The 21,788-nt window shown below is 50.0% G+C and carries 17 protein-coding genes; 9 read left to right on the plus strand and 8 right to left on the minus strand.

What is annotated here, in order from left to right; translation table 11 throughout:
* The first annotated feature begins 38 nt into the window (after window positions 1-38).
* Window positions 39-5,225 carry a DUF748 domain-containing protein gene (locus ACJJIP_RS01625; RefSeq protein ID WP_444946097.1) on the plus strand — a complete coding sequence of 1,729 codons (5,187 nt, stop codon included), beginning with the start codon at window positions 39-41 and terminating at the stop codon, window positions 5,223-5,225.
* 15 nt (window positions 5,226-5,240) lie between these two features.
* Here the strand turns inward: ACJJIP_RS01625 and ACJJIP_RS01630 are convergent, their stop codons facing one another.
* A complete protein-coding gene (locus tag ACJJIP_RS01630; RefSeq protein ID WP_353375607.1) occupies window positions 5,241-5,780 on the minus strand; it encodes a carboxymuconolactone decarboxylase family protein in 540 nt (179 codons plus the stop codon).
* Window positions 5,781-5,997: 217 nt separating this feature from the next.
* On the opposite strand from ACJJIP_RS01630, the gene ACJJIP_RS01635 reads away from it, so the two are divergent.
* From ACJJIP_RS01635 to ACJJIP_RS01645, 3 genes are all read left to right on the plus strand, one after another.
* Entirely contained in the window at window positions 5,998-6,420 is a 423-nt protein-coding gene (locus tag ACJJIP_RS01635; protein WP_282952364.1) for a GFA family protein, read from the plus strand.
* A 187-nt stretch (window positions 6,421-6,607) separates the two neighbouring features.
* Window positions 6,608-6,916, plus strand: a complete 309-nt coding sequence (locus ACJJIP_RS01640) for a hypothetical protein (protein WP_282952365.1) — start codon at window positions 6,608-6,610, stop codon at window positions 6,914-6,916.
* A gap of 34 nt (window positions 6,917-6,950) precedes the next feature.
* Window positions 6,951-7,643, plus strand: a complete 693-nt coding sequence (locus ACJJIP_RS01645) for a hypothetical protein (protein WP_444946098.1) — start codon at window positions 6,951-6,953, stop codon at window positions 7,641-7,643.
* A gap of 108 nt (window positions 7,644-7,751) precedes the next feature.
* On the opposite strand, the gene ACJJIP_RS01650 is transcribed toward ACJJIP_RS01645, so the two are convergent.
* Together ACJJIP_RS01650 and ACJJIP_RS01655 are read right to left on the minus strand one after the other, a co-directional pair.
* The gene (locus ACJJIP_RS01650) at window positions 7,752-8,558 is read right to left on the minus strand and encodes an ABC transporter permease (protein ID WP_020414433.1); all 807 of its coding nucleotides are present in this window, start codon (window positions 8,556-8,558) and stop codon (window positions 7,752-7,754) included.
* On the minus strand, window positions 8,555-9,160 hold the full coding sequence (locus ACJJIP_RS01655) for an ABC transporter ATP-binding protein (protein WP_353375610.1): 606 nt from the start codon (window positions 9,158-9,160) through the stop codon (window positions 8,555-8,557). Before ACJJIP_RS01655 ends, ACJJIP_RS01650 begins: the two co-directional genes overlap by 4 nt.
* A 299-nt stretch (window positions 9,161-9,459) precedes the next feature.
* Here ACJJIP_RS01655 and parC point away from each other — a divergent pair, with 299 nt between their 5' ends.
* The 3 genes from parC (at window position 9,460) to ACJJIP_RS01670 (ending at window position 13,382) form a co-directional block, all read left to right on the plus strand.
* Window positions 9,460-11,709, plus strand: coding sequence for a DNA topoisomerase IV subunit A (gene parC, locus ACJJIP_RS01660; protein ID WP_020414435.1), 2,250 nt, complete (start codon window positions 9,460-9,462; stop codon window positions 11,707-11,709).
* Window positions 11,710-11,845: 136 nt separating this feature from the next.
* Complete coding sequence (locus ACJJIP_RS01665) at window positions 11,846-12,310, plus strand: MarR family winged helix-turn-helix transcriptional regulator (protein ID WP_444946099.1); 465 nt, start codon at window positions 11,846-11,848, stop codon at window positions 12,308-12,310.
* Window positions 12,303-13,382 (plus strand): HlyD family secretion protein, encoded by a 1,080-nt coding sequence (locus tag ACJJIP_RS01670; RefSeq protein ID WP_282952367.1) that lies wholly within the window; start codon window positions 12,303-12,305, stop codon window positions 13,380-13,382. Before ACJJIP_RS01665 ends, ACJJIP_RS01670 begins: the two co-directional genes overlap by 8 nt.
* An 84-nt stretch (window positions 13,383-13,466) precedes the next feature.
* On the opposite strand, the gene ACJJIP_RS01675 is transcribed toward ACJJIP_RS01670, so the two are convergent.
* The gene (locus tag ACJJIP_RS01675; RefSeq protein ID WP_020414438.1) at window positions 13,467-13,886 is read right to left on the minus strand and encodes a DUF2147 domain-containing protein; all 420 of its coding nucleotides are present in this window, start codon (window positions 13,884-13,886) and stop codon (window positions 13,467-13,469) included.
* 21 nt (window positions 13,887-13,907) lie between these two features.
* On the opposite strand from ACJJIP_RS01675, the gene ACJJIP_RS01680 reads away from it, so the two are divergent.
* Window positions 13,908-14,051, plus strand: a complete 144-nt coding sequence (locus ACJJIP_RS01680; RefSeq protein WP_157533595.1) for a hypothetical protein — start codon at window positions 13,908-13,910, stop codon at window positions 14,049-14,051.
* Here ACJJIP_RS01680 and ACJJIP_RS01685 read toward each other — a convergent pair.
* Both ACJJIP_RS01685 and ACJJIP_RS01690 read right to left on the minus strand, forming a co-directional pair.
* Window positions 14,046-15,512, minus strand: a complete 1,467-nt coding sequence (locus ACJJIP_RS01685; protein WP_020414439.1) for a protein adenylyltransferase SelO — start codon at window positions 15,510-15,512, stop codon at window positions 14,046-14,048. The genes ACJJIP_RS01680 and ACJJIP_RS01685 overlap by 6 nt on opposite strands.
* A 73-nt stretch (window positions 15,513-15,585) precedes the next feature.
* Window positions 15,586-17,058 (minus strand): Ppx/GppA phosphatase family protein, encoded by a 1,473-nt coding sequence (locus tag ACJJIP_RS01690; RefSeq protein WP_020414440.1) that lies wholly within the window; start codon window positions 17,056-17,058, stop codon window positions 15,586-15,588.
* 261 nt (window positions 17,059-17,319) lie between these two features.
* Between ACJJIP_RS01690 and ppk1 the strand changes: the two genes are divergently transcribed.
* On the plus strand, window positions 17,320-19,365 hold the full coding sequence (gene ppk1 / locus ACJJIP_RS01695; protein ID WP_444946100.1) for a polyphosphate kinase 1: 2,046 nt from the start codon (window positions 17,320-17,322) through the stop codon (window positions 19,363-19,365).
* A gap of 11 nt (window positions 19,366-19,376) precedes the next feature.
* On the opposite strand, the gene ACJJIP_RS01700 is transcribed toward ppk1, so the two are convergent.
* Window positions 19,377-19,877, minus strand: coding sequence for a hypothetical protein (locus tag ACJJIP_RS01700; RefSeq protein ID WP_444946101.1), 501 nt, complete (start codon window positions 19,875-19,877; stop codon window positions 19,377-19,379).
* A gap of 56 nt (window positions 19,878-19,933) precedes the next feature.
* Window positions 19,934-21,688 carry a bifunctional isocitrate dehydrogenase kinase/phosphatase gene (aceK, locus tag ACJJIP_RS01705; protein ID WP_444946102.1) on the minus strand — a complete coding sequence of 585 codons (1,755 nt, stop codon included), beginning with the start codon at window positions 21,686-21,688 and terminating at the stop codon, window positions 19,934-19,936.
* Window positions 21,689-21,788 lie beyond the last annotated feature (100 nt).

Below are 21,788 nucleotides of genomic sequence, written 5' to 3' on the forward strand. Positions count from 1 at the left end.
CTTGCGCTTAATTTATTTTTTGCGGCGCTATTTTCCCAATGCCACCAGAGCCCGTCCATCAATACACTAAGTTTCGCCATCTGCTTTGGTGGTTGGTTGGTGGCTTATTGCTACTGGAAGGCTTTTCTATCTTCGCCTCGGACTTCGTGCGAGATAAAACAGATGCCTGGCTGGCTGAGCGGGGCCTGGATTTTCATGCCGACTATTTCCGGGTGTCCCTACTAGATTTGTCTGTGCTGGCTGTAGGGGTGCGTGCTTCCAATCGTGAAGGAAGGGGGTTTGCCGCACGTGAAGTAACACTGGATTACAGCTGGTGGCAGTTGCTGCGCGGGCGAGCCCACTTACCACGCGCCTCGGTAAGTGGCGCCTACATGGATTTGCAATCCGTTCCCGGAGAAAAATACCGGGAATGGGAAGTGGGCGGCTGGGACTTGGGAGAGGTGAAGCGCAGGGATCGTGATTTTAAAATGGGTATCGGCTGGGCCAGGATACGCGATAGTGAACTCTGTTATCGCCACCGGCCTGTCTGGCCAACTGCGACCTGTGCCTATGTTGGCGATGCAAAAATAGAGGATTTTTTGCTGGGGCTGTGGCGCAAGGGAGATGTGCCCCTCAAGGTCAATATCGCAGCTACAGATATCCAATTAGAGGAATTGTTGGCCAGGGAAAAAAATTCGACACATTACAATACTACTTTGGCGCATCTGCACTTGAAGCAAGGAGATTTCCGTTGGCCAAGTTTGCGTACCGGAGCGGAATCCTTTCAAGCAGAGCTTTTTTCTGGCTGTCCGCCTCAGAAGTGGGCTGATGCAATTCGCGGCTTACAGCGCCTGGTTGGCCACTGCGCTGCTGCGCGTCGCCTCAATGTTGAAGGTGATCTTCGATTTGGGTTTGGCCGTGAAGGATTGGCACATTGGCGTTATGCGAGTGGGGAGGGCGTCTTACTCCGGCAGAGTAATCAGCGTTGGCAGGATTGGCGCGCTGGAACCATCACTATTCGTGACTTCGATTTTGTCCGCTCAATAAAGCGGATACATTGGCGCAGGGGCCGGGCTACTGCATTTGATTGGTGCCCTAAGCACCTGCGTGATAACAATCATCATTTTTGTATCCGCGCAACCACTTTGCAGGTGCCTGAACCAACCACTTTTGACTGGAGCCATCGACTTAAAATTACAACCGGAACCAGTGCTGCGCAGCAGTTGCGCTATCTCGATGTTGCTCAACCCCATCGCCAGCCTTTAACCGCTCAGCAAGCAGCATTGGGTTCATTGGAATTTGATGTCACCAGTCGCATCCTAGCTGTGGACAGCTTGGCGGTGGGAACTGCCAATGGTTGTGTCCCCGGCGATATGTGGAAAAAACCGGATCACTGCGTACGTTTGGTCGGTTTGCGGGCTAAGGAAAAAGCTGCCTTACGCTTCGGCTCTTCCCCACTAGAAATTCCCTGGGGCTTTGCCAGTGGACCATTATCTCTTGCTCAGCTCAAGCTGTCTGGACTCGGTGAAGAACAGCTGCAATTGCAAAAATTAAAGTGGCGTGGAATTGATACCTTGGGTGTCGACACACCTTATTCGATTCAGAATTTTTCCCTCGAGTCCCTTTCCGGTTGCATGTCGCGAGGATTGTTGCCTACGGGCTGGGAACCACTTTGTGCGCAACTGAATAGCCTGGATGGACGTGGGAATTTTGCCTGGCAAGGTGGTGAGGATGGTTATGCCATCTTTGGTAAGCTGGGAGTGCAACGGCTGTTATTGGGAGAATCTAGAGGAGGTAATAAGGGGCTTCTGCTGCAAAAATTCAGCACCGGTGAAGGGTATTTTCGCCGTGAACCTGTTGAGGACCCATGGGCCAATGCCTTTTCAGCTACGGAAGGCGCTGTGGGGCAAGAGGATTACGGTAAGGAAAAGGGGCGCCTTAGGGAATCGAAAACAGGGAGAGAGGCTCTGAGTATGGCATTGGCCAGTATTCGTGCCCCTAATTTCAAGCTACAGAGCAGCTCCCTCCTTCGATTGGATGGGTGTTTGCCCCCTGAATGGGCAAAATTGATTTACCGTTCGTCAGCAGCAGCGCAGGAAATGCCAGCCTGCTTTGATGTGCGCGACCTGCAACAAGAGCGCCCCCTTGTGCTGGCCTGGCTGGGGGGGGTGGATTTTGCCACTGCGGAGCTTTCTATTGGCCGCGCCACTGCAGCTACTGTACAGAACAGACCCCTGCTTAACCTGGCCGACCTTAACTTGCCATTGGCCAGGATTCGTATTGTTCCTGCTGATACGTTTAGCACTTATATTGCCTTACCCGAAAGCTCAGTCGGCCAGTTGCATGCCTGCCTGCCAGATTTAGAGAGTACTTTGACCCAAAAGCTGCGATGTGTGGAATTGCAAACAGTGCAACTCGGAGGGCACTTTAAACTGGAGGCTGGGCATGATCGGGTATCGGGTAATCTGGATGACAGCGATATTGAGCAACTGCAGCTTTTGGGAAGTGGCAATATTCCATTACTGGAAATCCAGAAACTATCCATACCTGAGCTGGAGTTTCTATGGTCTGGCAATAACACACAAGACTCTATGGTAGAAATGCAGGACTTATCCATAGAGTCGCTATTTGCCTGCTTGCCTAGCCATTTAAATTCCGCAGAACGATTGCCACATTGTGTGTTCAGTAAAGAAATATACTCAGTTGGTAGTAGCGGCTTATCTATTGGAGAGACAGAATTTACTTCTATAGGAACAGGAGAACCACTTTGGCAGCTCTCAAAGCTGTCCGTCGATAAAATCGCCTTCTCGCACAATACACTCGATCTGTACCATCTGGAAATTGATAACATTCTTATCTGTGGTTTGCACAGGCTATTACCTAGTGAGGCAAATAGGTTTCAGCTGGCTGATTGCATTGAAACTCCTCGATTGCGCTTCAATAGAGGACCGGTTCGTATTGGATTAAATGAAAATACAGCTCTTTTGGATTTTGGACCTATGCAAACTGCACCAGTTGCTTTTTGGCAAAAAGGGAATAATTACTTGCAGGCTGGCTTGCAACAGATGAGCTGGCAGCGCATGACCTGGGATGGTGATGGAGATTTTTCCGTTACGAATTTTCGCCTGGAAAATATCAGGGTCTGTTTACCTGACTCCGACAGGAAGGTAAATATTCATCTATTGAAACAGGCTAGCCCAGGGGATACGCGACGTTGCTATGGGCTCGACCAGCTCCTGATGCCTGGTGTGCAAAAAATATCACTCAGTAGACCATTTTCTCTAAAGGGTTCAATGGAGCTAAGTGGATTGTCTTTAGTGCGTAGAAATACTAAACCGATTAGGGTACCTAACTTGCAATTGGATAATATTTCCTTCGAGGGGAAATCACTGATACAAGTTGGCAACATAAGTGGTTGTCTTCCGGCAGGATTACTTAAAGACCGAAAGATAGCGCCTTGTTATCAGTTAGAACGGCTGAAACTTGGCAAAGTAGTAAGTAAAAATACGCTTTCCGGAAGAATATTTAAAGTCTTCGATATTAGTTCGGCAAATATACAGATGCATGCAGCAGGATTTTCGCAGGCACTACCGGAACAGCTGTTAAAAACAGAAAGTCTACGGGTGAGACAACTACGCTTCAGCTCTGGATCAGTGCATGTACAGCAGTTGCAATTGAATAATATTGCCAGTTGTATACCCAACGGCTATTTCGATGAGGGAGATCATTGTTTCAGGCTGGGGGATTTGGAGCTGGATGGAGGTTTTACAGCTGGACAGGGCCTGGAGTTCAATTTACTAAAGGCTAAAAAAGTTGATCTTTTTTCTCCCCAAGGTGAACTGCTAGTGGAGGGGGAGAGTATAACGCTTTCACAATTTGCGATCAGTGCTCAGGAGTGGCGATTTTCCTGGGGGGAAGCGGTTCATTTTCACTTTTTTAACAGGAATCCAGTTGAGCCAGAGTATCATCGACATAGCACAGTGGGGGACTTTAGATTACTGCATATTGAAGGATTTAGTTTCGATAGGCGTTATAAATTACTAAATGTAGAATTTATTGATTTTCTACAGCCGCGGTTTATTTTAGTGCGGGATGAGCGGGGTAGATTCCCAATAAAGCAAGAAATAGCTGAGCTAAGAGGGTTTAAAGGGGTAAACAGACTTTCTGTTGAGAGAGAAAAAAATGACCCCCTTTCCTACCATATAAGGGATGTTCATCTTCGACATGGCACTTTCACCTGGGTTGATCGGCAGGACGAGTTTCGAGCTCGGCTGCCCGTACGTGATATCAATCTAAATTTGAGCCATTTTAGTAATCTCGGCGAACACCCACCGGCAGTGTTGGTAGCGAATGGCAGGCCTGGTGGTTTTGGTGACATTCAACTGGGGGGAACTATCGATTACTTAGGGGAGAACATATGGGATGCTGATTTAACGGGGTATATGGAGAATGTAAATCTTATTCCGGCCACTCCCTATATGGCTAAGTTACTTGGTTATAAGATATTACAAGGACAAATGGACGCGGTGGTTAGCATTCATGTGCGGGAAAATCAATTGAATGCTTTTGCTGATGTTGAGCTAGAAAAAATCAAAGTGCGTCGTGTTCGTAAGGATGACCAGCTGCCCGTTAAATCAAAAATTATCCCATTAAATGTGGCTTTATGGTTGCTGAAAGATGGCCAGGGAAATGTGAAATTTGGAATGCCTGTAACCGGTAATATTCGAGATCCTAAGTTTTCTCTATCCTTTGTCTTCAGTGAATTACTGCAAAAAGCCATCTTCGATGCTTTGTTAAGCTACCTAACTCCCTATGGAATTTACCTGCTGGTTAAGTTGGCGTGGGGACGATTTATGGCAAAAGACTTTGATTCAATTGAGTTTGCTCCTGGCAGCTCAGAATTAAGTAGTTTGGCTATGGGGCAATTACAGCAAATGGTAACTGTACTGCATAAACATCCGAAGGCCCGCCCCGGAGTGTGCGGTATAGCTAATGCCAGAGACTGGAGCGCAATGTATCCTGAGTCTACCGTAGGCCTAAGAGGTAGCCGCCGTCTCCTTGCTGATTTTTACCATAACCCCCCTATTTTCTTGCGTGAAGAGTTTGAGAAGCTGGCACAAGAGCGTAGTCGAAAGGTTGAGCGATATCTTATTGATGCAGGCATTCCAGCGGCGGAATTGATCCCCTGCGCACCAGATTACAATGGAAGAGATTTTGGCCAGCCCAGAGTCGAGTTTTCAAATTAATCAAGATTTGTAAAATTACTTTGACTTGTTATCTTGATAGTAGCCTTGTTGCGCAATAAATTTACCTGCCTCTATATTACCTTGCTGTGATAAGGGTTCTATACCTGCGGCGGATACTAAGCGATTAACTAGAGAAAAGCAGGATACGACGAAGACAACATCTAATATTGTTTGCTCCTTCCATCCAGCACTAATAGCATCTGCAATATCTTCTTTCGAAATCGAATGAGCATTTTCAGCCACTTTCGCAGCGAAACTAAAAATTATTTGCAGCTTTTGGGGAAACTGAGTGATAACACCTGAAAGCGCAGCTTCTATAAGTTCATCTGCCTCTCCATATTCGCGTGCGACTTCTGCATGGGATAGATAGCAGTATCGACATCCATTCAAGGAGGAAATAAATACTGCTATTAATTCACGTTCTCCACGAGATAGTTCTGAGGGGCTTCTCATTGCTGCTTCAAATGTTTTTAATATTGATGGTCCTGCACCATGTAAGTGACTGAATATTTCCTGGGGGGAGGCTTCAGGTCTAAGATAGGAAAAGTGACTCATAATTTATGAAGCTCGCTGGAAGATATAACTAACTTTGGTTAGAACCAAGTCTCATAAATGAGAACTTATAGAGATCTTAGTGTGATCTTTAGTCCAGAAGTATTCATCGGAACCCTTGTGTGATTCCCTCCAAGCGTGTAGTTTTCTTTTGATGACAGTGTTTGCTGGCAAATACTGACACTGATAATAAAGTTGTTCATTACAGAGGGGATGTAATATGAGCGGTACTAATCAAGTACAAGGAAGTTGTCTGTGTGGTTCTGTTACCCTTAAGGCCTCGTTACCATCATCAAATTTGGGTGTCTGCCACTGCGGAATGTGTAAAAAGTGGGGTGGTGGTCCTTTGTTGGCGGTGGACTGCCAAACCAATGTTGAGATCTCTGGAGAGGAGCATATTTCCGTATTTGACTCCTCAGACTGGGCAGAGCGTGGCTTTTGCTCCAAATGTGGATCTCATCTTTTTTACCGTTTAAAAGAAACCCAGCAGTATTCAATACCAGCGGGAATTTTAAATCTACCTAAAGAAGTAAAAATGACTCATCAGATCTTTATCGATGAAAAGCCGGAATATTATGCTTTTGCCAATGAGACCAGGAATATCACGGGACTAGAGCTTGTGACTGAGTTTTCAGGAGAGTAAGTGCTCGCCAACTTTCTTGTTTTTATTTAAGGAGACTATTTGCTCCGCTTAAAGGTTATTATATGCCATTCATAGGTGCCGCCTTACTGGGGGTATCTTTCCCTGGCTTGGATGGATAATCAGAGAGTTGTCAACCGGGGAGCAGGTATTCTAATGACCGAGTAGTAATAGGGAGTAATAGGTCACCATGACAGAAACTCAAATTGTAGAAATTTTCCTGGCCAACCAGTGGTGGTCAATCATTGCACTTGTGGTGTGTGTGATCGGTGTTACCTTATGCTGGTTTGGGGGACTAATGGCAGCCCTTACAGCATTGGGTAACAAGCATTGGGTTTGGGGTATCATTACCATTTTCTTGGGTCCAATCACTGGTATTCCCTATGCGCTGCGCTATAAAGAGGCAGAATATGCACGCTCCTTGATGTTGAGAGGGGTTTGGATTTTGTTAGTTGGTTTGATTATAGCCGCTCTAGTTTTATTTTTAGGTCGGCCATAAAAAGCTACGTGATTAATTTGAAAACGCTGGCTGTTTGCCAGCGTTAACGCCTTTTCCAGTCTTTTTTCATTTGTGTACTCCCGATGGGTTGCTGGAATTCCATGGGAAACTACAGCTAGTTGACTCAGGTACTAATTTTTCAGACAAGTATACCGATACCTTTCCTATTAAGACGGATGTTTTTGGTTACCTCGATCGAGTTAATGGCATCGAGCAGACTTATTTACATCCTGACCTTGAGAAACGGATTGGTCTTCGCATAAGTGCATTAGAGGCATTTCAAGAGAAACTGCTTCTTTTATCACGCATATTTGGGCCCGAAACCTATATGGCTATTGAATTTAGCACAGTCAAGGAACCAGCCTCAGGTAGTCTATTCAATGCTCCAGTTTTTTGGGGTTGGGGTACTGACTCTGCTTGTATTGCAGCTGGGGGAGCCTATTGGGGTAAAATTGAAAGTGTCGAATTTGGTTTTCCTATTTCTTACAATATTAGTGGTGAGTTTAAGCCCCTTGCTGAATTGACCTATGGTGGTGCCACTGTATTTCGGGAAGCAACTCCTGGCTTTGATATTATGAATAAAGATGGAAATATCGAAGTCGTGGGCGAATTTAATTCTTGGAATGTATGTCTTGGGATATTGTCGGGGATTCTCAGCTCACAGCAATCAGTAATACCCAGAAGGTTACCTTTCCAGAAAATTACCTTTCCAGAAGGTTACCTTTAAAGGGGCTTTAATATTTTGATAATAATTCAGACTCAATTAATACTCTAAATAAAGGTATTTTAATTTGTCTTGTAACACTTGCGCTGCTATTGAGTAACTTAGATTAAATCAAGGTGATTTTAACTCCTTTAATCTATCTATACATAACCTCTCTCTCTGATCAAAGAGATGTTTCGCACACATACCAACAGAGACAAAAGTACCAAACCCTGTACCAGCAGCAATAGTAAACATAATCAAAATTTGATATTTCACTGCGACTGTGGGGGATGTACCAGCTAGTATCTGCCCAGTCATCATACCTGGCAGAAATACAATGCCGGCTGCAGCCATCGAATTGATTGTTGGCATTAATCCCGCGCGCATTGCGTCTCTGCGAAATTCAATACTGGCTTGCCGCCAGGTTTCTCCCAGCATTAGGCGATTTTCAATAATATCGCTTGAGCGCCGCATACTTTCTGTTAGTCGATCCAGGCCCAGGGCAACGCCGGTCATGGTATTCCCAAGAAGCATTCCCAGGAGGGGAATAGAGTATTGAGGTTGGTACCAGGGCTGAGGACCGATTAGCACCACTAGACTCAGTATTGTGACGCTAAATGCGGAAACCAGCATGGATAAAGTGCCAATGGCAAAACTCCAGCCTCCACGCAGGCGATATTTTTGCCGTGAGACGACTTGTTGCCCGGCAAACAATAACATTGCCAATCCCAGCAGGCTGACCCATAACAGGGTGCCAACAGCGAACAGGGCTTCCAGTATGACTCCGACAAGCGCCAATTGAACTGCAGTGCGTACTGCCGCGACAATCAGTGGCTTGCCGAGCTGTAATCGTGCGATATGGGTGCAAATTGCCAGGGCAACCACCAGCGCCGCAGCCAGCGATAACTGCCACCAGGTCAGGTCGATCACACTCATTGTGATATCTCCCGCTCCACAAGATGGCTTCCCTGAATCTCAAAATGCCTGCTGCCCACTCGCTGTATCTGTTCTTTACTGTGGGCCACCCAGATTACCGGGTATTGATGTTTTTGAATCTTAGCAAGCAGCCACTTTTCTACTTTATTCGTGGTTTCTGCATCCAGATTGGCAGTGGGCTCATCCAGTAAAAGCGCACTTGGTTCATAGGAGAGAGCGCGAATAAGCGCCAAGCGCTGCTTTTCTCCCGAAGAGAGCCGGCTCACCTGCCACCCTGTGGCCTCTGCGGGAAACCCGAATACCTTTAAGGCTTCGTCCATCGGTTTATTAAAGTGTTCACCGACAGTCTCATACCACCAGGCACTCTGTGCCGGTACCAGCATGACTTGGCGACGCCACTGGTGGCCAGGTATTTTATTCTGTTCTTTGTCATCAAGAGATATCTTGCCATTATGGGGCTCTATATCAGCCACAGCTCTGAGTAGGCGGCTTTTACCGGAGCCGGAGGAGCCGGATAGGCAGATGACTTCTCCCGGCGGTACATCCAGCGCTATTTTTTCAAGTGAGCCGATACTCAGTGTCTCTAATTTTAGTTGAGGCATATCAGGGGTTACTTGCTAACTACTTTGTAGTTAGTGGTTTTAGTTTCCTGCCAGTATTCTAAAATGCTTATACACCTGTCGTGTGAATTTGACTCAGTGGTTTGTACTGCTTTGCTAGGTTAGCTGAGAAGTGGAAGCTAGTTCCTACTCCTACTCCTACTCCTACTCCTACTCCTACTCCTACTCCTACTCCTACTCCAGTTCCGCGATATATCTTTTTAACACTCATTGCTTCCCTTTGAACCTCCCGCCCCAGTCCGCCATAATCCGCTCCTTCCGAATCGAATAACGAGTGCTGTATGACCGACACCTCTGTCTATGAGGCCACAGAGCGCCTGCCGTTAAAGGAGTACACCGAGAAGGCGTATCTGGATTACTCCATGTATGTGATCCTGGATCGCGCCCTTCCGAATATCGGAGACGGCCTAAAGCCGGTGCAGCGGCGTATCGTCTATGCCATGAGCGAGCTGGGCCTGAAGAATACCGCCAAGTATAAGAAGTCCGCGCGTACGGTCGGCGATGTGATCGGTAAGTACCATCCCCACGGTGATAGTGCCGTGTATGAGGCAATGGTGTTAATGGCACAGCCGTTCAGTTACCGCTATCCATTGATCGACGGTCAGGGCAACTGGGGTTCGCCGGATGATCCCAAGTCCTTTGCCGCCATGCGTTACACCGAGTCGCGCATGGGTAAATATTCGGAAGTACTGTTGTCGGAATTGGGGCAGGGCACTGTCGATTGGCAGCCGAACTTTGACGGCACCATGGATGAACCCTGTGTTCTTCCGGCACGGGTGCCCAATATTCTATTGAACGGCACCACCGGTATTGCCGTGGGTATGGCTACAGATATTCCGCCGCACAACTTGCGCGAAGTGGTCAACGCGACTGTGGCGCTGCTGGAAAACCCCAAGTCCACAGTAGAAGAGCTGTGTGAGCATATTCTCGGCCCGGATATGCCCACTGAAGCAGAGATAATTACGCCGCGCGATGATATTCGTAAGATTTACACTTCCGGTCGCGGCTCTATCAAGATGCGCGCCCTATGGAGCAAGGAAGACGGCGATATCGTGATTACCGCGCTGCCCCACCAGGTGAGTGGTGCCAAGGTGCTGGAGCAGATTGCCCAGCAGATGCAGGCGAAGAAGCTGCCTATGGTGAATGACCTTCGCGATGAGTCGGATCACGAAAATCCCACGCGCCTGATAATTGTGCCGAAATCCAACCGGGTGGATATGGAATCGGTGATGAACCACCTGTTCGCCACCACCGATCTTGAGCGCAACTACCGCGTCAATATGAATATGATCGGTATCGATGGCCGCCCCCAGGTGAAGTCCCTCGATAAGATCCTGCGAGAGTGGTTGACTTTCCGGGCAACTACCACCCGCCGCCGCCTACAGTTCCGCCTGGACAAAGTTGAGAAACGCCTGCACCTGCTTGCCGGGCAGTTGATCGCCTTCCTCAATCTCGATGAGGTGATCGAAATTATCCGCACCAGCGATGAACCCAAACAGGAGTTGATGGAGAGTTTCGAGCTCACGGATATCCAGGCAGACTACATTCTCGACACCAAGCTGCGCCAGTTGGCGCGTCTGGAAGAGATGAAAATTCGTGGTGAGCAGGCTGAGCTGGAGAAAGAGCGTGATACTCTAACTAAAACTCTGGATAGCGAACGTCGCCTGAAGACGCTGATCAAGAAAGAGCTATTGGCGGCGGCCAAAGAATTTGGTGATGAGCGTCGTTCCCCCATCGTTGCCCGTGAAGAGTCCAAAGCGTTTAGCGAAGCGGAGTTACTGTCTTCCGATCCCATCACTGTTGTGGTTTCCGAAAAGGGTTGGATTCGCGCGGCCAAGGGCCATGAAATTGATGCGGCGGCATTGAGTTACAAGGCGGGGGATAGTCTCGGCTTCGCCGCACGAGGCAAGAGCAACCAGCCGGCGCTGTTACTTGATAGCACAGGGCGCAGCTATTCCATTGCCTCCCATACTCTACCGTCGGCGCGAGGGCAGGGCGAGCCGCTGAGCGGGCGAATCAATCCACCCTCCGGTGCCACCTTTGAGGGGCTGCTCATGGGGCCGGACGAACAACGGGTTTTACTGGCCTCCGATGCCGGCTATGGCTTTATTGCCAAGCTCTCGGATCTGCAGTCGCGCAATAAGGCTGGCAAGGCCATGCTGACCCTGCCCAAGGGCGCGCAGGTGCTGCCACCTCATTTACTGGAAAATCCACAGGAGGCCCTGCTGGCGGCAGTAACCTCGGAAGGACGTATGCTGGTATTCCCTGTCACCGAATTGCCTGAGTTGGCGAAGGGCAAGGGTAATAAGATTATCAATATCACCTCGGCCCGCGCAGCGAGCCGTGAGGAAGTTGTGGTGGGTGTTGCCGTGCTGGAGGGTAAGAGCCAGCTGGTTGTCCACGCTGGAAAGCGTCATACCAAGATTAAGATCGCAGAGATGGATCATTACCGCGGCGAGCGCGGTCGCCGTGGTAATAAGCTGCCACGGGGATTCCAGAAGGTCGATCGGATTGAGGTATTGGAAAAGTAAGCTGAAGTCCACCTGTGCTGGCAAAGGCGGTCATTCTGACCGCCTTTTTTATTGCTAATCCCGTATTGATAACTGATACATTGATGAAATAATAAGCAGGCTTATAATGAGCGCCCTCAAAAAGGGAGTCTTAGGCATGTCAGGGAAAGATACGCAGGGCGAGGATATTGCGACTGGGGTGAGCCTGGAGCTACACAGCGCGGCGCGTTTACTGCGGCGCAACTTTGACCGCCGAGCCAGGGGTCATAGTCTCAGCGGCTCCCGTTGGCAGGTGCTGTGGCATCTGGTGCGACAACAGGGGCAGAAGCAGGCAGAATTGGCTGAGTGCCTTGATATGGCGCCGATTAGCCTGGCGCGCCAACTCGATAACCTGCAGCGGGAAGGGCTGGTAGAGCGGCGCCCTGACCCGCAGGACAGACGCTGCTTTCGTATTTACCTGACCGGGCAGGCGGAACCGGCCATGGCTTTGTTGGATGGGCTCGAAAAAGAGACTCGCGCCCAAGCCCTGGATGGTTTTTCCCCGGAGGAAGTAATACAGCTGCAAATGTTGTTGGAGCGATTGCGCAAAAACCTGACACGCGAAGAGATTGAATTTGACTGACAAGCTGAATCTAAACCTGGATCGAACCACACAGCGCAAACTGGGGCTCATACTGGTTCTGGTGCTTGCTGCGCTGGCGGTTGGCTGGAGCCTGTTTGGCAGTGGCGATATCGTCGAGACAGAGAATGCCTATGTGAAGGCGGATAAAGTCTCCCTGGCACCAGAAGTCAGCGGTGTGGTCACCAAGGTACTGGTGAGTGCCAACCAAGTGGTGAGCAAGGGCCAGCTGTTAATTCAGATCGACCGCACAGCCTTTGAGTTGGCGGTCACCGAGGCAGAAGCCCGTTTGTCACAGGTGCGCAATGACTTGCTGGCCCGCCGTGCCGAATATGCGGAGGCCGATGCCGCCTTACAGCAGGCGCGCAAAGATGCAGATTTTTACCGGCGCCAACTGGAGCGCAACGAAAAGCTAGGCAAAGTGGCTTTTTCTGAAGCGGAGCTGGATAGTGCGCGCCAGCAATTGGAGCGGGCTCGGGCACAGATCACTATCAATGCAGAAAAACTGTCCAGCCTGCGGGCAGAGCTGGGAGGCGATCCTGGTTCTGCTTTGGAAGATCAGGCGGATCTCAAAGTGGCCCAGGCACAGTTGGATAAGGCCAACTATCAACTGTCTCGTACGCGTATTATTGCGCCAGTAGATGGCACCATCGCCAATACCGTGCCCCAGGTTGGGGAGATGGCCACTGCCGGACTTAACTTGCTCAATATGATTGGGTCTAGCGGTCTTTGGGTGGAAGCCAATCTTAAGGAAACTGAGCTAGCCAAGGTACGTACCGGTCAGCAGGCAGAGGTGACGCTCGACGCTTATCCTGATTTCGAATGGCAGGCCCAGGTGGACAGTATGAGCCCGGCTAGTGGTAGCGAGTTTGCCCTGACGCCTCCCCAGAATGCTAGCGGCAATTGGAAGAAAGTAGTACAGAGAGTGCCGGTGCGCTTGCGTCTCTATCCTCTAAAGGATGCGCCGCAGTTACGGGCCGGTATGAGTGCAAAGGTGCGTATCGACACCAGCGAGGATGCCAAGGTGGTTTCGGCCCGAGCCTCAACCGATGAGAGTGGCAGGGTGGTCCTGTAAAAACGAAAAGTTTGCAGGGGAAGGGCTTCCCTTGCCAGAACAGATATTAAGAAGGCCCGCGAGATGGGCCTTCTTAATATTTAATTACTGAACTCTGTGCCAGGTCTGGGTGCGGTAGAAGAAACCAAGGTAACCGCGCACCTTCAGGGTATCGTCGTTCTCCAGCCAGAACTTGCAGTCGTATACCTTGCCTGTGACCGGGTCCATAATTTCTCCGCCTTCGTATTTATCACCTTTCTTCGCCATGCCGGTGATCACATCCATGCCAACGAGAGGTTTACCCTTCAGATCACCGGGGCAGTTCTCGCAGACGGTGTCATTGGGTTTCATCAGCAACTGGTCAATTTTCCCGTAGTACTTTCCATCCTTTTCGTAGATTTCCACGATGGACTTGGGCTGGCCGGTTTCATCGTCGACAGTGCGCCACTTGCCTACAACATCTGCGGCACTGGCCTGCAGGGCGAACATCAGGCCGAAAGCGGCCAGGAGCAGGTTTTTGATCATCTGTAGGAGTTCCTCTGTTAAGTGGTGACCCAGATCTTACATGAAGTCATCGTTGGCGGCAGGAGGATAGTCACCATCGGGCAAAAATTAGCCGCATATATCCGGCAGTTAGCCGCATTTAAACGCTTTTTATCTGATTTTCGTACCAGTTTTGCCGCTTTATGAGGAGCAGCTTAGGGGGATACGCTTGCCGGATTCAGGTGGTCTGGCAGACCAGGCCTCATGCTCCGGGTGTTCCTCGAACGGTGATTGCAGCAAATTGCGCAAAGTACGCAGGGGATAATAATCACCTTGTCCGGCTGCCTCGATGACTTTCTGTGCCAAATAGTTACGCAGAATATATTTGGGGTTTACTGCTAACATGGCGCGGTTGCGCGTGCGGGAATTACTATTCTCACGTGACAGGCGTCGATCGTAATGCCCCAGCCATTGATCCAGCGCATCGTGTTTAACTGCTGCGATACATTCACATAACCCAGCTGCTGGGCGTTCGCCGCGATAGTGTGCCAATGCGCGGAAGAAACGGGCATAGTCCGCCTCACCCTGTTGTAACAGTTTTAGTAGATCTGCACAGAGTGCTGGATCGCCATCCTCTTCTGTGGTGAGCCCAAGCTTGGCGCGCATACGTGCAGCATAGGTGCGGGTGACCTGGGGCTGAAACTGCTCCAAACAATCACGCAATGTTTCCACGTCAACAAATCCGGACAGGGCGTGGGCGAGCGCGTTTAAATTCCACAATACGACACCCGGCTGCTGTTCGAAGGCGTAGCGGCCTGTGTGATCTGAGTGATTACAAATAAACGTGGGGTCGTAGTCGTCAAGGAAGGCATAGGGGCCGAAATCAAAGGTATCGCCGATAATCGACATATTGTCGGTATTGAGCACTCCGTGGGCAAAGCCCTCTGCCTGCCAACCAGCTACCAGTTCGGCGCTGCGCATAGTGGTAAATCGCAGCATCGCCTCAGCCTGCTCGCGGACACCGAGCCCTTGTGAATTTGGCACAAAGCGCTGGCAGATTTCACTGATGAGCTGTTGCAGGGCTTGTAGTTGTTTAGTGTAAAACAGGTATTCGAAGTGGCCGAAGCGCACGTGGCTCTCGGCCACTCGGATCAGCATGGCGCCATTTTCAATCTGTTCACGGGTTACCGGTTCGTCGCTGCCAACAATACATAGTGCACGGGTGGATCGAATACCCAGGCCGCTTAAGGCCTCACCGGCGAGGTACTCGCGAATAGTGGAGCGCAATACCGCGCGGCCATCGCCAAAACGGGAGTAGGGGGTTTTGCCGGCACCTTTAAGGTGCAGCTCCCAACACCGTCCGGCATTTTCGATTTCTCCCAGCAGCAATGCGCGGCCGTCACCCAGGTCCGGGTTGTAGACCCCAAACTGATGACCTGTGTACTTCATGGCAAAGGGGCGGCTGCCATGAAATAGTTTGGCGCCACAGCCCAGTTGCGCCCATGCGGCATTTTCTATCTCAGATGCATCGATACCGAGTAGCTGCATGACTTTTGGATTGGTGTCGATCAACTGGGGGTGATCGAAGGGGGTGGGATCTATTCGCGTGCCGAAGGCGTCGCCCAGATCTGCATAGTGGTGGCTGAGGGTAACTTCGCTGAGCTTCATAGATTCTGGGCTTAGGATAAAAATTGATATTAACGGGCATGTTACCGGTATCGATAACAATTCACAGTGGTGTCTATACCGCAAGTAGGCGCAATGGGCGTGTCTGTGATTGCCAATGCTGTTCTTCCTGGTAGAGCAGCTCCTCAATAGCCGGGCTGCTATCCAGCCACTCACGTTCAATTTGCAAGCGGTAGGCATCTCCCTGGTCGGCCAGGTTGATTCCTTGCAATGTGCGTTCGGTGCGATCGCGGTGAATGATACAGCCCAGGCGCAGACACAGAAGCAGGTCGGGGCTGGGGTGGAAGCCGTAGTGTTCTTTGGGGTGCTTTATTCGTCCGCGCTGGTTGCGCACGAGATAGGACAAGTGCTCCTGTTCACCCTTGGAAAACCCGGCCAGATCAGCGTGTTTGATCATAAAAGCGCCGAGCTTGCGAAAGCTGCTGTGCGTCAGGGCCAAACCAACTTCATGGAGTTGTATGGCCCAGCGCAATCGCTGGCGTCCTTCCGGCGGATATCCGGGACGCAGTTGCTGTAATAGCTTAAGGGCAGTATCACTTACGCGGCGAGCCTGGTTGGCATCTATCTGCCAGCGCTGCATTACCCAGGCCACTGTATCCGCGCGCCTGTCCCCTCCATGCAGGCGGCCAGCCAGGTCGTGCACTATGCCTTCGCGTATTGCGTAAGGTGAGACCTCCATGCGCTGGATATCCAGCTCGCAAAAAATAGCGTGCAAAATTGCCAGGCCCGCAGCGAATACAGGGCGGCGCTCCTCATCGAGATAGGGCAAATTCAAATCGGCGATATGCTCGGCTTGGGCCACCTCTTGCGCCAGGCGATCAATATCCTCGCGCCTGATATCCTCTACTTCGCCACCGTTCAGTACTCGAGATACCGCCTTGATGGTACCTGAGCAGCCTACTACTTCAGCTTCGGTGGCCATGTGCTGGAGTTCCTGAAGCTCCGCACGTGCAGCGCGCTGAGCGTGCTTGAAATGATTGATGGTCTGCCTGCTAATAATGCCATCGGCGAAGTAGCGCTTGCTGTAGGAAACACAACCCATGTACAGGCTTTGCAATTGCTCTGGGGACTCACTACCGCGCACCAGTTCGGTGGAGCCGCCACCGATGTCGATTATGCAGCGTAGCCGGGGTGGACCGTCAGCGGCGGCCATTACACCTGAGTAAATCAGGCGAGCCTCTTCAATGCCGCTGATGATTTCCACTGGCACCCCCAGGATGGATTCCGCCTCTTCGAGAAAACCGTCTGCGTTGGCCGCTGCAGCGCGCAGGGTGTTGGTGCCTACCACACGAATATGATCGGTCGGTAGTTTATCCAGTACGGGTTGGAAACGGTTGAGAGCTGCCAATGCACGTTCCGACACCGCTGGATCCAGATTGCGTTCGGCATCCAGTCCCTCAGCCAGGCGCACCATGGCACGGTCTGTATGCAGGCGCACCATGCGCTGACCGCGAAATTCTGCCAATAACAGGTGGAAACTGTTAGAACCCAGGTCGAGCGCTGCGTAGCGTTCACTTGGTGATTGCATCGACATCCTGGCACCCGCGTTAATTGAGACGGCAAACTGCTCTACTATTAACTGTATAACCCTGTGCCCACTTAGATTGTTTCAATCTGGCGGGAATACGCCCCTGAAATTGGCTAAAAGCGTGTAAATCCTCTTTTCTGCAGTAGTGCCTCGTTTCCGCTTATTACTGCGCCTTCTTAATTGACTGCTTGGGACACGCTCACTCCAAGCCCTCTGGGATGGGGAAATTCATTTGCGGCTGAGATGTTTGGCAGATTGTCGATGTTTAACGATACGCCCCTATACCCCAAAGAGTTGAGTTGGCTGTCGTTTAATGAGCGGGTGTTGCAGGAAGTGGAAGATGAAACAGTACCCGTTATTGAGAGGGTGCGTTTCCTGGGGATCTTCTCCAATAACCTCGATGAATTCTTCCGGGTTCGTGTAGCGGATGTACGTCGCCTCGCGGCCTTTGCCGTTGGTGAACAACAGAAGAGGCATTTTGCCAAACTATTGGGGCAGATTAACGAGCGAGTGTTACGTCTTCAGCGGCGCTATGCACGTGCTTACGCCAAAGTACTGGCTGATCTCGATAAACATAACATCCATGTGGTTAGGGAGAATAAGCTCAGCGAGCGCCAGCGTAAGTTTGTAGAGGATTACTTTCATCGCGAAGTGTTGCCTGAGCTGGAGCCTTTCTTTATTGATGACCGCGATACTATGCCGCTACTTAATGAGGCGAGTATTTATTTTGCGATTTTCCTCCGCCTAAAAGATGGCAGTCGGCGCTATGCCGCTATGGAAATTCCCACTAATACTCTATCCCGTTTTGTAGTGATTCCACCCCGTGAAGGTAAGCGGGAAAAGGTTTATATCGTTCTGGACAATATTATACGGGCCTGTTTGGTAGAGGTGTTTCGCCAAGTGTTGCCCATTCGCTCGGCGCAGGCATTCATGTTCAAGATCAGCCGCGATGCCGAGCTGGAGCTGGGCGAGCAAATCACCCAGAATCTTGTAGATCGTATAGAAAAATCACTCAAGAGACGTAAACGTGCTGATCCAGTACGCCTTGCCTATGATGCAGAAATGCCCGAAGTGCTCCTTGATTTGGTGAAAAAAAAATTAAAGATGGGGCGTTACGATACTTATACACCAGGTGGCCGCTACCACAACTCCAAAGACCTGATGAAATTTCCAGCGGACTCTGGGCGTTATACCTACAAGCCGTTGGTGCCACTGCCTACGCTGCCGAGTGATGGGGGTGCTTTAGCACAAATTCGCAGTGCAGACCGACTTTATTATTACCCTTATCATGATTTTCGTGTAATCACCAATTTGCTGGCCTCTGCAGCTATAGATTCCCAGGTGCGGGAAATTCGTATCAATTTATATCGGGTTGCAAAAAACTCACGGGTGGTTGCTGCTTTGATAAACGCAGTGCGCAATAATAAAAAGGTGATTGCAGTAGTTGAGTTGCGTGCGAGATTCGATGAGCTAGCCAATATCCATTGGTCCAAGGAGTTATCCGATGCGGGAGTGGAGGTAATTTATGGCGTTCCCGGATTAAAAGTTCATTGCAAATTAATCTCTATTGTTCGGCGGGAAGAGGGCAAGGATAAATTCTACAGTCATTTGGGAACAGGTAATTTTAATGAGAGTACCGCGCGAGTTTATTGTGATTTTAGTTTGTTAACTAATAACCAGGATCTGGGCCTGGATGTTTACAATGTCTTCGAATTTATCCAGCGTACTCGACGTCGCCCGGTATTCCAGCATATCGCGGTTTCCCCACTGACCAACCGCGCAGCCCTGCTGGGGGCAATAGATCGGGAAATCGAAGCTGCCCAAAGAGGTGATCAGGCCGAGTTGTTCATAAAATGCAATAACTTGGTGGATAGTCAGATGATAGAGCGGCTTTATAGGGCAAGTGCTGCTGGTGTGCAGGTTAGAATTATTGTGCGCAGTATGTGTTCGTTAGTATGTGAAACTGCGGGACTCTCCAACAATATCCAGGTTATCAGTTTGGTGGATAAGTTCTTGGAGCATGCGCGTGTCTATATATTCCACAACGGTGGTGAGGAGATTATGTGGCTGTCCTCGGCAGATTTGATGACCCGTAACCTGGATCATCGAGTGGAAGTTACTTTTCCCCTGACCAATAGTAAGCATCGTGAGACTGTACGGAAAATACTGGAGCTGCAATGGAGTGACAATCAAAAGGCCCGGGTTATGGATGCAAAGCAAAGTAATACCAGAATTGCCAATAGTGATCGTAAGGGGTGTCGTTCTCAAGATGCTATTTATCGCTACCTTAAAAAGCGCCCACAGTAATCAGCACTCACCTAGTCTCGGCTGAATCCTACCAGCTTCCCACGGCTAAAAGAGAAGCGATAGCGCTGTCCGATCCGAAGCCATTCGTAACAAGGAGATTGAATAATCATCCTCGGGTATTGAGGTGTAACCACCCAGGTATTGAACTCATTTCCCGGCCCGCGACCAATTAGCCAATAATAGTCTCCGCGCTTGCAGAAGGCGCTAGGAGCACAGCGTTCACTGCCCCATACATAGGCTTCCACATCAAATTGCGCCGGAATACTGGTTTTCTCTTGGAATGGTTGGCGTTCATCGCCTGTAAAGGTGTAGAGCGAATCAAAAGCGATTGGGCGAAACCCCCTGGCTGGGGTGGCACAGCTGACCACTTGGGGTTTGCCTGTGATGCGAGCGTGGGGCGGTGGCGCTTTTTCTTTCCCGGCAATGGTCATTTCGCTGGGGAGGTAACCGCAGCCCTTGGCAAATAATAAAGCCAGGGCCACTGGGGTTGTGGCCCATGCAAATATGCGCACTTATCACCTGTTCTAATAGGAAATACCTCCTACCAATATAGTCACAGATTGAGCACTTACTTTTTCCTTGCGATAGCCGGTGCTCGACGGTGGAAGCGCCACTTGCGCCGGTAAGGGAAGGCGCTCTCCACATGTCCAGCGCGAATACGGTCCTGTAGTCGTCTCCAATAGCGGTAATCGTAAAGATCGCTGTGTTGCTTCTCAAAGGCTGCGCGAGCAACAGGGTTGCCAGAGAAAAATAGGCGGAATTCCTCGGGGAAAACATCTGCCTCATCTACCGTATACCAGGGCTTATCCGCCAGCTCCTGCTCTGCGGTCTGTGCTTCGGGGATCTTGCGGAAATTGCACTCTGTCAGAGGGCAAAGTTCATCGTAGTCGTAGAAGACGACACGGCCATGACGGGTGACTCCAAAGTTCTTCAGTAGCATATCGCCGGGAAAAATATTGGCAGCGGCCAGCTGCTTGATTGCATTGCCGTATTCTTCCATAGCCTCTCTTGTTTCCTCTTCATTGGCATTTTGCAGGTAGAGGTTAAGGGGCTCCATACGCCGCTCTACATAGAGATGCTTGATGATTACCCACTTGTCATCGATCAGCAGCTTGGAGGGAGCGAGTTTTTGTAGCTCTTCCAGTAATTCATTACTAAAGCGGTTACGGTAGAAAATAAAATTGGTGTACTCCTGGGTGTCAGCCATACGCCCGACCCTGTCTGAGCGGGAAACAAACTTATACTTCTCCTTCACAATTTTCTCGGTGACAGTTTTGGGGCGATCAAAACGGTCCTTGATGACTTTGAATACCACCGGATAAGAGGGTAGCGTAAATACACTCATCACCATGCCCTTGATGCCAGGAGCAATCACAAATTTGTCATTACTCACTTTCATATGGGCGAGAATATGGCGATAAAACTCCGTTTTGCCATGCTTGTGGAAGCCTATGGAGTTATACAGTTCCGATTTTTCCTTTAGAGGCATAATGGTAGAGAGAAAGCGCACGAAGCGGGAAGGAATCGGTGCATCCACCATAAAATAGGAGCGTGTGAAACTGAAGATAATGCTGGCGGAGTCATTGCTGTGCAGCAAGGTGTCTACAAAGATACTGCCTCGACCGTTGTTCAGACAGGGGAGGATCAGGGGGACTACCTCACCATGGAATATCATGCGCCCAACCAGATAGGCGGCCTTATTGCGGTAGAAAACTGACTCCAGCATATCCACGCGCAGCAATTTTTCATTTTCCAGGTCTGCAAGGGGGCGTCCACGTAGCGCCCTACAGATATTTTCAATATCCCGCTGCATATTTTCCCAGGGCGCAGAAAAGCTGAAATCCTTGAGGATATCCTCAATCATGTTTTCCAGGCCGGCGCGCCCGCTATAGCTGATATAGATACTGTAATCCCGCAGCGGCTTGTCTTCCGGGGGGCGGGAAGGTTTAACGAAAATATTGCTATCGTGGATATTGGCGTGTTTAAACTGGCTACAAAACACTGAGTTAAAGAATGTTTCCGCGATTTCGTAATTGCTATGGCTGGCGATTAGTTGGGCGTAAGTTGCGCGTGCATCCCGCCATAGATCCAGTTGGCTGGTGTCTTTGCTAGTGACGGAGTGTACAAGCTTGAGCACCTGATTGACCTTGGTCTTGTATAGATCAATGCGCTCCTTATTGGCCTGGTGTGCGGCTTGCCAGGAGGCGGTCTCAAAGCGCGCCTTGGCGCCCAGGGTGATGTTCTGGTAGTCTGCAAAATACGCATCAAAACCATTCAGGATGGTCTTCGCGATGCGGCGGGCGGTCGGTGAGTGATTGGTCATGCACTAGACTTTTTTACTGAGTTTCAGGTTAAGCTTTTCCACCGCGGAGGCCATTCCCTATGGCATTGGGGATGGCCCGGGCAATATTGCTGTGGTGCTT

It is taken from the genome of Microbulbifer variabilis (assembly GCF_052467165.1).